This is a genomic window from Actimicrobium antarcticum (assembly GCF_039536745.1).
Lineage (GTDB): Bacteria > Pseudomonadota > Gammaproteobacteria > Burkholderiales > Burkholderiaceae_D > Actimicrobium > Actimicrobium antarcticum.
On record NZ_BAAAZE010000012.1, the window covers coordinates 193876 to 207110 of the forward strand.

Here is a 13235-nt window from a genome sequence, read left to right on the forward strand (position 1 = left end):
GATCACGGTGGCGAACGGTATGTTGATGACGATGGCGTGCGCGACTGGTCAATCAACGTCAGCACTGCGTTGGCGCTTTCTTGTGCAGTGTCGCGCAACAGCGCGTGATGCATCGCCGTAAAACGCGCGACCAGGGTTGCACGACCGGCATGATCATCGAGTTGCTGCCACAACGCCTGCGCCATCGCTTCCGGCGTTGCTGCCTGTTGCAGCAGTTCCGGCACGATGAATTCTTGGGCCAGGATATTCGGCAAGCCGACCCACGGCTGGTAACCCATGTGCCGCATGATTTCCCAGGAGGCGCGCAACATCTTGTACGCAATCACCATCGGTTTTTTAAACAGCGCCACTTCCAGCGATGCCGTACCCGACGCCACCAGCACGGCGTCGGCTGCGGCCATCGCCAGATGGGACTGCCCCTGCAGCAGATCAATGGGCACGTCCGACAAGCCCGCTGCGGCAATCACTTCAGTGAAATAACGCGCCTGCGCTTCGCCGGCCATCGGTGCAATGATGCGCATGCGTGGTTCGCGTTTGAGCAGCAAGGCAGCAGCAGCGACAAACGCTGCGGTGTTGTACTTCAGTTCCGACATCCGGCTACCCGGCAGGATCGCGACGACCGGGCCGGATACCGGCAACGACAGCGCCGTGCGAGCGGCCGCAACGTCGGGCTGCATCGGAATGATTTCTGCCAGCGGGTGACCAACATAGGTCACCGGTATGCCTGCATTGCGATAAATGGCTTCCTCGAACGGGAACACCACCAGCATGTGCGAGACGGCACGTTCGATTTTTTTGATCCGGCCACCGCGCCAGGCCCAAATGGAGGGACTGATGAAATGCATGGTCGGGATGCCGGCTTTTTTCAGGTCGGTTTCCAGGCCGAGATTGAAATCCGGTGCATCGACACCGATGAAGACAGACGGCCGCTCGACGACCAGGCCGGCGCGCAGCGAATTGCGGATGTTCGTGATTTCACGATAGTGAGCCAGCACCTCGAACAGGCCGCGCACGGAGAGTTTTTCGATCGGCCAGTCGCTCGTGAAACCGTATTCGGCCATGTGCGGGCCACCGATGCCGTGCATGCGCGAAGTTGGCAGTTGTGGCCGCAACCCGGCCAGCAAACGACTGGCGAGCAGGTCGCCGGAGCTTTCGCCGGCAACCATTGCAATGATGGGTGCGCTCACGAGGTCAGCGGACGATGCCACGGCTGGTATTTTCCAGGAAGGTACGCAGCAGCGCCAGCGCCGGCAGGCACTCCGGCTCTGCACTCGCCTCTTCGGCGAGCAGCGCGGCTTTGGCCTGCTCCATTGTGAGTCCGGATTTATAGATCAGTTTGTACGCATTGCGAATCGCGCTGATTTGCTCGCGGGTATAACCGCGTCGCTTCAGACCTTCGGCATTGATGCCGTGGGCAGCTGCCGGATTACCAGACAACATTACAAACGGTGGCACATCCTGCGTCAGGCTGGTGCTCATGCCAACCATCGCATGGGCGCCGATCTTGCAGAACTGATGGACGTTTGAAAATCCGCCCATGATGGCCCAGTCGCCAACCTGCACGTGTCCCGCCAGCTGCGCATTGTTGGCAAAAATAGTGTGGTTGCCGATCTGGCAGTCATGCGCCAGATGCACATACGCCATCATCCAGTTATCGCTCCCCAGACGGGTCACGCCAACGTCCTGGGAGGTACCGATATTGAAGGTACAAAATTCACGCACGGTATTGCGGTCGCCGATTTCAAGACGCGTCGGCTCACCCGCATATTTTTTGTCCTGCGGCGGCGCACCGATCGATGAAAACTGGAAGAAGGTGTTGTCTTCGCCGATCGAAGTGTGGCCATCGATGACCACATGCGGACCAATTTTGGTACGGGCTCCGATCCGGACATGGGGACCGATGATCGAAAACGCCCCCACCTCCACTGTACTGTCGAGGTCTGCCAGCGGATCGACCAATGCCGTCGGATGAATCCTCACTCCCATTACGGCACCGCTGCCTGGGTGGCATCACTGGCGCTGCGCATGGTGCACATCAGCTCGGCTTCGACCGCCAGCTGGCCATCGACGGTGGCACGGGCCTTGTATTTCCAGATGCCGCGTGCGTGGCGCAGGATTTCAACATCCATGCGAATCTGGTCGCCGGGCACGACCGGACGCTTGAAACGCGCACCATCGATCCCGAGGAAATACACGACACTGTTTTCGTCCGGCTTCTGACCCAGCGACAGGAATGACAGCAGCGCGGCAGTTTGTGCCAGCGCTTCGATCATCAGTACACCAGGCATCACCGGCTTGTGCGGAAAATGCCCGCTGAAAAACTCTTCGTTGGCTGTCACGTTCTTGATTGCCGTGATGGTCTTGCCCGACTCCCAGGTCAGCACGCGGTCCACCAGCAACATGGGATAACGGTGCGGAAGGTACTGTTTGATTTGATTGATGTCGAGGCTATTCATTGTTCTTTTCGGTAATCGATTTGACGGTTTTTTCCAGCTGGCGGATTTTCTCACGCATCTTGCTTAAATTACGCACTACGGCTGCAGTTTTTTCCCAATCGGCATTCTTTGCCAATGGATAAAAGCCGGTGTATTGGCCAGGTTCGAGGATCGATCGCGTCACCATGCTGCCGGACGAAATATGTACTTTATCAGCGATAGTCAGGTGACCCAACACCATCGCCGCACCACCGAAAGTACAATATTTTCCGATTACTGCACTGCCGGCAATACCAACGCACCCGGCCATCGCGGTATGGGCGCCGATATGGCAGTTGTGACCGATCTGGATCTGGTTATCGAGCTTGACGCCCTCTTCGATGATGGTGTCGGCCAGCGCTCCACGGTCGATACAGGTGTTGGCACCGATCTCGACATCGTCGGCAATCATGACCCGTCCGGTTTGCGGAATCTTGATCCAGGCGCCGCGTTCGTTGGCGAAACCGAAACCATCCGAGCCAATCACGGCACCCGAGTGGATGATGCCGCGTGCGCCGATTTCGCAACCTGCCTGAAACGTCACGCGCGCATGGAAATGCGTATCGGCACCCACCTTTGCGCCGCGCCCGATGAAGCAGCCGGCTTCAATCAGCGCGTTCGATCCCACGACCGCGTTATGTTCGATCACGACATGCGCTCCGATACTGGCACTACTGGCAATCATGGCAGAGGGAGCAACGCAGGCGCTCGGATGAATGCCGGGCATGACTGCGGGTGCGTTTTGCGCTGCGAATAGCTGGGCAACGCGGGCGAAGTAGGCATACGGATTGTCGTCCACCAGACGAGCGCCGGCGTAGACGTCACCCAGCAGCGCATTCTCGGACACAGAAAGAATGATCGCTGCCGCCTTTGTTTGCGCCGCAGCGGCACGTAGTTTCGGGTTGGTCAGAAAAGTCAGCTGCGCGCTGCTCGCCTGATCGAGTGGCGCAATGCCACTGACCAGCAGGTCGGCATCACCAATCAACTGGCCACCGAAGCGTGCGACCAGTTCAGCCAGTCGAATACTCATGATGGCTTTCGTGAAAATTATTTGTTGAGCGCCTTGAGCACTTTGTCCGTGATATCGATGCGCGGACTGGCATACACGGCATCCTGGAACACGATGTCGTATTTCTCGGCTTCTGCAATTTGCTTGATGACACGCGTCGTGCGCTCAAGGACCGCAGCCAGCTCTTCGTTCTTGCGCTGGTTCAGGTCTTCACGGAATTCACGCTGCTTGCGCTGGAAATCCTTGTCGAGGTCCGTCAGTTCACGTTGCCGCTTGATACGGTCCGACTCCGCGATAACCGCCACGTCCTTGTCCAGTTTTTCGGACAACGATTTGAGCCGCGCCGCGACATCCTGCAACTCTTTTTCGCGCTTGGAAAATTCCTGGTCGATCTTTACCTGAGCCGACTTTGCCGGCGTCGCTTCCCGAAAAATGCGCTCGGTGTTGACAAAGCCGATCCGCGCTTCCTGCGCCTTTGCCGGTGCTGACGCTGCGATGCACAGGCCCAAAGTTGCGACGAGCCGCATCGCAGTCGAAGATGATATCGGTAACTTCAAGGCGTTTCTCCGGATTACAAATAGATGATTATGCCACTCTGATCAGAAGCCCTGACCAAGCTGGAACTGGAAGCTTTGCAGGCGATCTTCCGGCTTCGCATTCAATGGCTTACCGTAACTCAACCGCAGCGGACCGACCGGAGATATCCAGCTGATACCGATACCGACCGAATAACGCAACGCCGAGACGGTGATGCGTTCGCGGTCCGCGTAGACATTACCGGCATCGGCAAAGGTGTACCAGCGCAAACTGCGATCCGCGCCCGAACCCGGGAACGGGAACTGCAGTTCGGCGTTCAGGATCAACCGCGACGAGCCACCCAATGGATCGCCATTCAGTGCTTTTGGTCCAAGCGACGAGCTGTCGTAGCCACGTACGGACCCAATACCGCCCGCATAAAAATTCTTGAAGATCGGATACGCCTTGCCACCGAAACCCCGACCGTAATCGAGCTCGCCGTTGGTCGCCAGCGTGATCGTCCGGAACAATGGCAGGAAATACTGGTGCTGATAAATCGCACGGTAATATTTCAGGTCGCCGATTGGTGCTATTTCGAGGTTGGCGCGCTGGTAACGCCCGGCCGACGGGGACAGCGCACTATCTCGGCTGTCACGCTGCCATGCGATGGTCAATGGAAAGCTGTTGGTTACGGCATTGGTGCCATCGCCAAAATTGCGTACGTAGGTCTTGTAGAGCTCCGGGCTGTCGTTATGCAGCGGATCGCCCGTGAACGTTTCGACACGGGTACGCTCGACGCCAGCACCGAAGAAGACAGTATCGGATTCGGAGAACGGCACACCGAATTTCATGTTCGCGCCCAGCTGCTGGACCCGGTAATCGCCGGTATTGATGTCCGGCGGACGTGTGGTACGCAGGAACGTCTCGTAGCTGCGGCTCACACCGTCATCGGTGAAATACGGGTTGGATTGCGACAGCGCAATGGTGCGGTTGCGCTTGCTGGTGTTGACATCGAGACCGATGGTCGTGCCGCTGCCGAATGCATTGGCTTGCTGGATCGATCCGGTCAGGGTCAGCTTCTCGCTACTGGAAAAACCGGCGCCGATCAGGATGTTACCGGTCGGCTTTTCGGTGACGGCCATGTTGATGTCGACCTGGTCGGTGGTGCCCGTGACTTCCGGCGTGTCGATCGTGACTTCCTTGAAGTAACCAAGACGGTCGACACGGTCGCGGGAGAGGCGGATTTTTTCACCGTCGTACCACGAGTTTTCAAACTGGCGGAACTCACGACGCACGACTTCATCGCGGGTCTTGGTGTTACCGGCGACATTGATCCGGCGCACGTAGACGCGCTTGCCCGGGTCAATCAGGATGGTAAATGCGACTTCTTTTTTCTCGCGATTAATCTGGGGATTGGCATTCACATTGGCGAAGGCGTAACCGAAGTTACCCATGCGCTCCGAAATACGCTTGACGCTGGCAGTAAGCTTGTCACCTGCATACAATTCGCCCGGCTTGAGCAACAACAAACTTTGCAACTCTTCTTCGCGGCCGAAGGTTTCGCCCTCGATCTTTACAGCCGAGACGGTGTACTTCTCGCCTTCGCTGATATTGATCGTGATGTAAATGTCTTTTTTGTCTGGCGAGATGGAGACTTGGGTCGATTCCACCTGAAACTCGAGGTAGCCACGATTCAGGTAAAACGATTTCAGCGCTTCGATATCACCGGTCAGCTTTTGTTTGGAGTACTGGTCGGACTTGGTGTACCAGCTGAACCAGCCCGGTGTGGACAACGCCAACCGACTGCGAATTTCGCTGTCACCGAAGGCCTTGTTGCCGACCACATTGATCTGGCGAATACGGGCGGTTTCGCCCTCGTCCACCGCAAAGGTGATGTTGACGCGGTTGCGCTCGATCGGTGTCACTGTCGTCGTTACCAGCACACCGTAGAGGCCGCGGCCGAGATATTGGCGCTTGAGTTCCTGCTCTGCACGATCTACCAGCGACTTGTCATAGGTACGTGACTCGCCAAGGCCAATGTCCTTGAGTGCCTTGTTCAGTTGATCCTTATCAAACTCCTTGATGCCGGTAAAGTCGACAGCAGCGATTGCCGGACGCTCTTCGACCAGCACCACCAGTACATCGCCATCGGCTTCGATGCGGACATCCTTGAAGAAGCCCGTGGCATACAGAGCCTTGATGGCGGCAGAGCCTTTTTCATCAGTGAAGGTTTCGCCGACGCGAACTGGCAAATAACTGAATACCGTACCTGCCTCGGTACGCTGGATACCCTCAACCCGGATATCCTTGACGGTGAATGGCGCCGCAGCCAGCGCCTGCCCGGAACACAGGGCGAAGGCAGCAAGGGCGACAAGGCGACGAGGTGAGACTGGCAGGAGGTGACGCGCGGAATGTAATTTCATTGGCTATAGTTAAGTTCAATGCAAGTTCGATGCTGGGCCGGGCACTCGTGGCACAAAGCAGGTCGAAAGTCAGGAAATGAGACGGGCAATATCGTTAAAAACAGCGACCATCATCAACGTCATCAAGAGTCCGATGCCAAGACGCTGGCCCAGTTGACCGACACGCTCGGAAACAGGACGACCGGTAAAAACTTCCAGCGAATAATACAGCAAAAGACCCCCATCCAGAACCGGTATGGGGAGCAGGTTCATCACGCCAAGACCGATGCTGATGGCAGCAATAAAACCCAGATACGTGATCAAGCCGATACGTGCGGTCTGTCCCGCATAATCGGCAATCGTGATCGGTCCTGAAATATTCTTGATCGACGCTTCACCGGTAATGACCTTGCCGAGCATCTTGAGTTGCAGGATGCTGCTATCCCAGGTGCGGACCACGCCTTGCGAGAGTGCCTTGATCGGCCCCGCCTGCAACGTCACCATTTCGACGCCGCTGGCAATCTCGACCTTGATCTGGCCAATGCTGCGCCCCTCCCGCACAATCTTTGCTGGCGTAACAACCAGCACCAATTCCTGTCCTGCGCGTAGCACCGCCACTTGCAATGGCGTCTCGGGCGAGGCCTGCACAAGTTTGACAAAGGCATCGCCATCGGCCACCGGCGTGCCATTGACCGCGACGACCGTATCACCCGTTTTCAAACCGGCTTGCTGGCCGGCGCCGGCCGCGTCGACCTGGCCCAGCACGGTTTTTGATCGGGCCAGCGCCAGGCCCAGCTTGCCCATGAAATCACCTTCCAGGTCATCGGTTCCCAGGGCACTGGCCGGAATCGTGACGGTGGTGATACGCGAGCCACCGGACGGGCCATCATTGGCTCGCTGCAGGTCGAGTTTTGCGGAGGATTTTTCAACCGACAGCTGCACCAGTTTCCAGCGCACGTCTGCCCAGCTGTTGATGGCGGCACCATTAATCGCGGTCACCATTTCACCGCCACGCACGCCCGCCTGATAGGCCACCGATTGTTCGGCCGGTGCGCGCAACTTGGCTGCGGGCTCAGGAACGCCGTACATATAGAGTCCGGCAAAGATGGCGATCGCCAGCAGGAAGTTGGCGATCGGACCGGCTGCGACGATGGCGATGCGACGCCACACCGACTGATGGGTGAATTCGCGCTTGAGCTCTTCGGGACTGAGTTTGATATCGGGCTGTTCACGCTGGTCCAGCATTTTGACGTAACCACCGAGTGGCAATAGCGAAATGGCCCACTCGGTCTGATCCGGGCCGACCTTGCGCGAGTAAATGACTTTTCCCATACCCACCGAAAAACGCAGCACCTTCACGCCACACAGGCGCGCGACCGAGTAGTGGCCCAGCTCGTGAATGATCACCAGCGAGCCAAGCGCCACCAGAAAAGCCAATATCGTTTGTATCAGTGTCATGTTGTCAGAAATGCGTTGGCCAGTTGGCGGGCATGCCTGTCCTGCTCGAACAGACCCGCGATATCCGCCACCGCCTCCGGCGTAGCGGCATGCATGACACGGGAGATCAGCTGATCGATCTGGCGAAAGCCGATGCGACCATCCAGAAACGCCTCGACAGCGACTTCATTGGCAGCGTTCAGGATGGCCGGTGCACTTCCGCCAGCCGCCAGGGCATCATACGCCAGCCGCAGACAGGGGAAGCGCTCCAGGTCGGGTACGTGGAATTCGAGATTGGCGAGCTTGGTCAGATCGAGCGGTGCAACGCCGGAAGCGATGCGCTCCGGATACGCCAGCGCATGGGCAATGGGCGTGCGCATGTCGGGATTGCCGAGTTGCGCCAGCACGGTGCCGTCCAGATACGACACCATCGAATGGATCACGCTCTGGGGATGGATCACCACCTCGATCCGGTCGGCACTGGCCCCGAACAACCAGTGCGCTTCGATCACTTCCAGACCCTTGTTCATCATGGTGGCGGAGTCGACCGAAATCTTGCGGCCCATGACCCAGTTCGGATGCGCCACGGCCTGGTCGGGTGTGACGCTGTCGAGCGTGGCCACATCACGATGCAGGAAAGGGCCACCGGATGCGGTCAGCAAGATTTTGGCAATACCATGGTGGTCGGGATCGCGCTGATACGGTTGCGGCAGGCACTGAAAAATCGCATTGTGCTCGCTGTCGATCGGCAACAAGGTCGATCCACTGGCGGCAATCGCATCCATGAACAGCTGCCCGGCCATGACCAGCGCTTCCTTGTTGGCGAGCAGGATTTTTTTTCCGGCACGAGCCGCTGCCAGCGTGGGTGCCAGGCCGGCGGCACCGACAATGGCTGCCATGACCGTGTCGCACCCGGCGCTGCTGGCGACGGCGCACAAGGCCTCTTCGCCATGGCTGACTTCGGTTGGAACACCCAGATTTTTGAGTAATGCCGTCAGGGTTTGTGCCGCTTCTGGCGAACCGACCACCGCAGCGTCAGGGCGAAACCGCACGCACAGCGCAGCGAGTTCGTCGACCTTGCTATGCGCTGTCAGCGCATGAATCCGATAGCGGTCGGGATGACGTGCCACCACATCCAGGGTAGAAATTCCGATGGAGCCAGTTGCGCCGAGTATCGTTATGCGTTGCATCCGCGCCCTCTGCTTTTAATGTTGATTAAAGCCAGTAGCCGATCAGCACTGCCAGTGGCAGTGTCGGCAACAAGGCATCGATCCTGTCAAGCACACCGCCATGTCCGGGTAGCAGGTTGCTGCTGTCCTTCATGTTGGCGCGTCGCTTCAATTGCGACTCGAACAAGTCACCCACAATACTTGCTGCGACAAACAGCACCATGACGGCAATCAGCCCGCCCCAGCCCCAACGGCCTTGGACATGTACCGCAAAGGTATCAGCAAAAACAGGAATCACCACCGAGACCGATGACAGCAACAGGACGGCGACACCACCACCAATCGCGCCTTCCCATGTTTTTCCCGGCGAAATCGACGGCGCGAGCTTGTGCTTGCCAAAGGCCTTGCCCGAAAAATAGGCACCGATGTCGGCAATCCAGACCAGCGCCATCACCGACAGCAAATACAGCGGCGACCAGCTGTAGAGTACGGCAATCGACAGAAAGCAGCCCAGGATGGCAATACCGACCACCAGTCCGAGCAGTCGGTTGGCGAATCCGTCCATGGCCGGCAATCCAAGTTTCAGGGAAGGCACGAAACGGATCAGCCACAGCGCAACGCAGATACCGAAAAAAACCTTCTGGTTGACGAAGCGCGCATTGAACATCAGGAAAATAAATAGTCCGGTCCATAGCGCAGCGCCGATCAGTGGCCGCTTGCTACCGAACAAGCGCAACATTTCCCAACTGGCGGCGGCAAAAAACGCGGCTGCCGTCAGCAAAAACAGTTCCGAAGAACGGGACCACACCACCAGCAGGAGTACCGCCAGCAAGATGACTGCCGTGACGACACGGGTCTTAAGCATCAGGATGCCTTTTTCTGATCGACGAGTTGCGCGCTGGTGCGTCCGAAACGGCGCTCGCGCTGTTGGTAAGAGGCGATGGCAATGTCAAGCTGGTCGCCATCGAAGTCAGGCCAGTAGGTCTCGGTAAAGTGAAATTCGGAATAGGCAAGTTGCCACAACAGGAAGTTCGATACCCGTTCCTCGCCACCTGTGCGAATGAACAGATCCGGCTCTGGCGCATACGACATCGACAGGAAGCCGGCGAGTTCTTCTTCGGTGAAGTCAGCCCGGCCCGGAAACCTGGCAACCAGCTGGTTCATCGCCTGCGTGATATCCCAGCGACCACCGTAGTTGGCGCAGATCGTGACCGTCAGGCCCGTATTATTGGCAGTGCGGCGGTGGGCGCTGTCGATCATTCCCTGCAGCTTTTCGTCAAAGCGGGACAAGTCGCCAACCACCTTCAGGCGGATATTATTCGCATGCATTTTTGCCACTTCGCGGTCCAGCGCCGTGACGAACAGGCGCATCAGCAGCGACACTTCATCAGCGGGGCGCCGCCAGTTTTCGGAACTGAAGGCAAACAGGGTGAGGAATTCGACACCACGCCGCGCACACGCTTCTACGGTGCCGCGCACCGCATCGACGCCCTTGACGTGCCCTGTCACACGCGGCAGGAACCGCTTCGTGGCCCAGCGCCCGTTGCCATCCATGATGATGGCAATATGGCGGGGCACGACAGAAACCGGTGGCACTGCGGCGGTAGAACTTGGATGCGTCATGGCGAAATTAGATGGTGGAAAAAGATGGCTGACCTGGCCAACGGCTATACCGTCAGCACTTCCTTTTCCTTGTCGACGACCAGCTTGTCGATCTCGGCAACGAACTTGTCCGTCAACTTCTGGATATCGTCCTGGGCACGACGCTCATCGTCTTCCGAACAATCCTTGTCTTTCAACAGCTTCTTGAAATTCTCGTTGGCATCGCGACGGATATTACGAATGGCAATCTTGGCGTCTTCCGCTTCGCTCTTGACCAGCTTGACCATTTCCTTGCGACGCTCTTCGGTCAGTGCCGGCGTCGGTACGCGGATCAGGTCACCCTGAGTCGATGGATTCAGACCGAGGTCGGCGTCACGGATGGCTTTCTCGACGACCGAGACCATCTTTTTTTCCCATGGCTGCACACCGAGTGTACGGGCGTCCACCAGAGTCACATTGGCGACTTGCGTGAGCTGGGTTGGATTGCCGTAATAATCGACCATGATGTGGTCGAGCATGCCGACATGGGCACGTCCGGTACGCACTTTCGCCAGATCCGCCTTCAGGGTCTCTATGGATTTGTGCATCCGTTGATCGGTACTTTTCTTGACGTCAGCGATGGTCATGCTGCTCTCCTGTGATTTTTTCGGGTAACGACTAAATTAAATATGGACCAGCGTACCTTCATCTTCGCCCATGATGACGCGTTTGAGCGCACCCGGCTTGATGATGGAAAAGACTTTGATCGGCAGCTTCTGGTCGCGGCACAGCGCAAACGCCGTCGCATCCATCACCTGCAAATGCTTGGAGATCGCTTCATCGAACGTGATGGTGGAATACCGCGTTGCGGTCGGATCTTTTTTCGGATCGGCGCTATAGACGCCATCGACCTTGGTGGCTTTCAGAACGATCTGTGCACCGATTTCCGAACCGCGTAACGCCGCTGCGGTATCGGTAGTAAAGAACGGATTGCCGGTACCGGCGGCGAAGACGACGATCTTGCCCTCTTCCAGATACTGCAGAGCTTTCGGACGCACGTAGGGCTCGACCACCTGCTCGATGCTGATGGCAGACATGACCCGGGCAACAATACCGGCCTGACGCATCGCGTCGGCCAGCGCGAGTGAATTCATCACGGTTGCCAGCATGCCCATGTAGTCGGCAGTTGCGCGATCCATGCCTTGTGCACCGGGTGCGACACCGCGGAAAATATTACCTCCACCGATCACGATGGCCAACTCGACACCCAGGGCGGCGACTTCGGCGACATCGGCGACCATCCGCTCGATGGTTGCACGATTGATTCCGTATGCATCGTCACCCATCAGGGCTTCGCCGGAAAGTTTCAGCAACACACGCTTGTAAGCAGGTTGGTTCATGAACTGGACTCCTTGTAATGACCTCGTCGTCGAGATCATGAATGGGAAAGCGGGCACAATCGCCCGCCATTTTCAGGCCAAACCGGCTGGAAATCCAGCTTGCTTTTGGCAAGCGATCCGAACCGGTCTGCTTGGAGACTTTTCAATCAGCTCCTGGAGCATCTGACAAAAGCCGCTGACGGGATAACGGTCAGTGGCATTTGTCAGGCGTTCCATGCTGCAGATAACTACTCCGCAGCCGGGGATAGCGACACCACCCTGTACATGAAGAAGCGGGCCTTTCGGCCCGCTATTCAGTCTTACGCCTGCTTGGCGGCAGCAACTTGCGCTGCCACTTCTGCTGCGAAGTCGTCCTGTTTCTTTTCAATGCCTTCACCGACCACGAACATCTTGAACGATTTAATGGAAGCGCTATTGGCCTTCAGCATCTGTTCGATCGTTTGCTTGTCATTCTTGACGAAGGTCTGGTTCAGCAGAGACACTTCTTTCAGGAACTTCTGGATCGATCCTTCAACCATCTTCGTGACGATCTCAGCGGGCTTGCCCGATTCAGCGGCCTTCAAAGCAGCAACCGAACGCTCTTTTTCGATCAGGTCGGCCGGCACTTCGTCCGACGACAGCGAGACCGGCTTCATGGCGGCGACGTGCATGGCAACGTCTTTGCCTACCTGGTCATCCGCAGCGTCAAATTCAACCATCACGCCAATACGCGTACCGTGCAGATACGAGGCCAATTTGGCGCTGGTATCGAAACGCTCAAAGCGACGCACCGACATGTTTTCGCCGATACGGCCGATCAAGGCAGCGCGTTGCTCATCGACGGTCTTGCCATCCAGCGGCAGGGCCAGCAATGCGGCGACGTCCGCCGGATTGTGCTCTGCAACCAGCTTGGCGCAGGCATTTGCCAGCGCGATGAACTCGTCATTCTTGGTCACGAAGTCGGTTTCGCAATTGACTTCAACCATGGCGCCGACTTTGTCGGTAATGAAGGCAGTCACGACGCCTTCGGCTGTTACCCGCGATGCGGCCTTGGAGGCTTTGCCGCCAAGTTTGACACGCAGAAGTTCTTCCGCTTTTACTGCATCGCCACCGGCTTCGGTCAGCGCTTTTTTGCATTCCATCATAGGCGCATCGGTCTTCGCGCGCAGTTCACCAACCATCGCTGCTGTAATTACCGTCATCACAATCTCCTTGCATGAGGGACGCCTGTTTGGCCATCCACAATCAAATACCGCTTAAAATTTTGC

General features: G+C 57.4%; 13 protein-coding genes. All 13 read right to left on the bottom strand.

Annotated elements, in window-relative coordinates:
- Positions 1 to 2: 2 nt before the first annotated feature.
- Positions 3 to 1166 carry a lipid-A-disaccharide synthase gene (gene lpxB, locus ABD720_RS15175; protein ID WP_344764528.1) on the bottom strand — a complete coding sequence of 388 codons (1164 nt, stop codon included), beginning with the start codon at positions 1164 to 1166 and terminating at the stop codon, positions 3 to 5.
- Between the two features lie 25 nt (positions 1167 to 1191).
- Positions 1192 to 1986 (bottom strand): acyl-ACP--UDP-N-acetylglucosamine O-acyltransferase, encoded by a 795-nt coding sequence (gene lpxA, locus ABD720_RS15180; RefSeq protein WP_344764400.1) that lies wholly within the window; start codon positions 1984 to 1986, stop codon positions 1192 to 1194.
- Positions 1986 to 2456, bottom strand: coding sequence for a 3-hydroxyacyl-ACP dehydratase FabZ (gene fabZ, locus ABD720_RS15185; RefSeq protein ID WP_344764402.1), 471 nt, complete (start codon positions 2454 to 2456; stop codon positions 1986 to 1988). Before fabZ ends, lpxA begins: the two co-directional genes overlap by 1 nt.
- A complete protein-coding gene (gene lpxD / locus ABD720_RS15190) occupies positions 2449 to 3504 on the bottom strand; it encodes a UDP-3-O-(3-hydroxymyristoyl)glucosamine N-acyltransferase (protein ID WP_344764404.1) in 1056 nt (351 codons plus the stop codon). The genes fabZ and lpxD overlap by 8 nt, the downstream gene beginning before the upstream one ends.
- A gap of 17 nt (positions 3505 to 3521) precedes the next feature.
- Positions 3522 to 4010, bottom strand: a complete 489-nt coding sequence (locus ABD720_RS15195; RefSeq protein WP_344764530.1) for an OmpH/Skp family outer membrane protein — start codon at positions 4008 to 4010, stop codon at positions 3522 to 3524.
- A 72-nt stretch (positions 4011 to 4082) separates the two neighbouring features.
- Positions 4083 to 6422, bottom strand: coding sequence for an outer membrane protein assembly factor BamA (gene bamA / locus ABD720_RS15200; protein ID WP_344764406.1), 2340 nt, complete (start codon positions 6420 to 6422; stop codon positions 4083 to 4085).
- A 69-nt stretch (positions 6423 to 6491) separates the two neighbouring features.
- A complete protein-coding gene (rseP, locus tag ABD720_RS15205; protein ID WP_344764409.1) occupies positions 6492 to 7859 on the bottom strand; it encodes an RIP metalloprotease RseP in 1368 nt (455 codons plus the stop codon).
- Entirely contained in the window at positions 7856 to 9028 is a 1173-nt protein-coding gene (gene ispC / locus ABD720_RS15210) for a 1-deoxy-D-xylulose-5-phosphate reductoisomerase (protein WP_344764411.1), read from the bottom strand. The genes rseP and ispC overlap by 4 nt, the downstream gene beginning before the upstream one ends.
- A gap of 25 nt (positions 9029 to 9053) precedes the next feature.
- Positions 9054 to 9872, bottom strand: coding sequence for a phosphatidate cytidylyltransferase (locus ABD720_RS15215; protein WP_344764413.1), 819 nt, complete (start codon positions 9870 to 9872; stop codon positions 9054 to 9056).
- Complete coding sequence (gene uppS, locus ABD720_RS15220; RefSeq protein WP_344764416.1) at positions 9872 to 10630, bottom strand: polyprenyl diphosphate synthase; 759 nt, start codon at positions 10628 to 10630, stop codon at positions 9872 to 9874. The genes ABD720_RS15215 and uppS overlap by 1 nt, the downstream gene beginning before the upstream one ends.
- A 44-nt stretch (positions 10631 to 10674) precedes the next feature.
- Positions 10675 to 11235 carry a ribosome recycling factor gene (gene frr / locus ABD720_RS15225; protein WP_344764420.1) on the bottom strand — a complete coding sequence of 187 codons (561 nt, stop codon included), beginning with the start codon at positions 11233 to 11235 and terminating at the stop codon, positions 10675 to 10677.
- Between the two features lie 36 nt (positions 11236 to 11271).
- Positions 11272 to 11988 carry a UMP kinase gene (gene pyrH / locus ABD720_RS15230; protein ID WP_344764423.1) on the bottom strand — a complete coding sequence of 239 codons (717 nt, stop codon included), beginning with the start codon at positions 11986 to 11988 and terminating at the stop codon, positions 11272 to 11274.
- Positions 11989 to 12287: 299 nt separating this feature from the next.
- A complete protein-coding gene (gene tsf, locus ABD720_RS15235) occupies positions 12288 to 13169 on the bottom strand; it encodes a translation elongation factor Ts (protein ID WP_344764426.1) in 882 nt (293 codons plus the stop codon).
- Between the last annotated feature and the right edge of the window lie 66 nt (positions 13170 to 13235).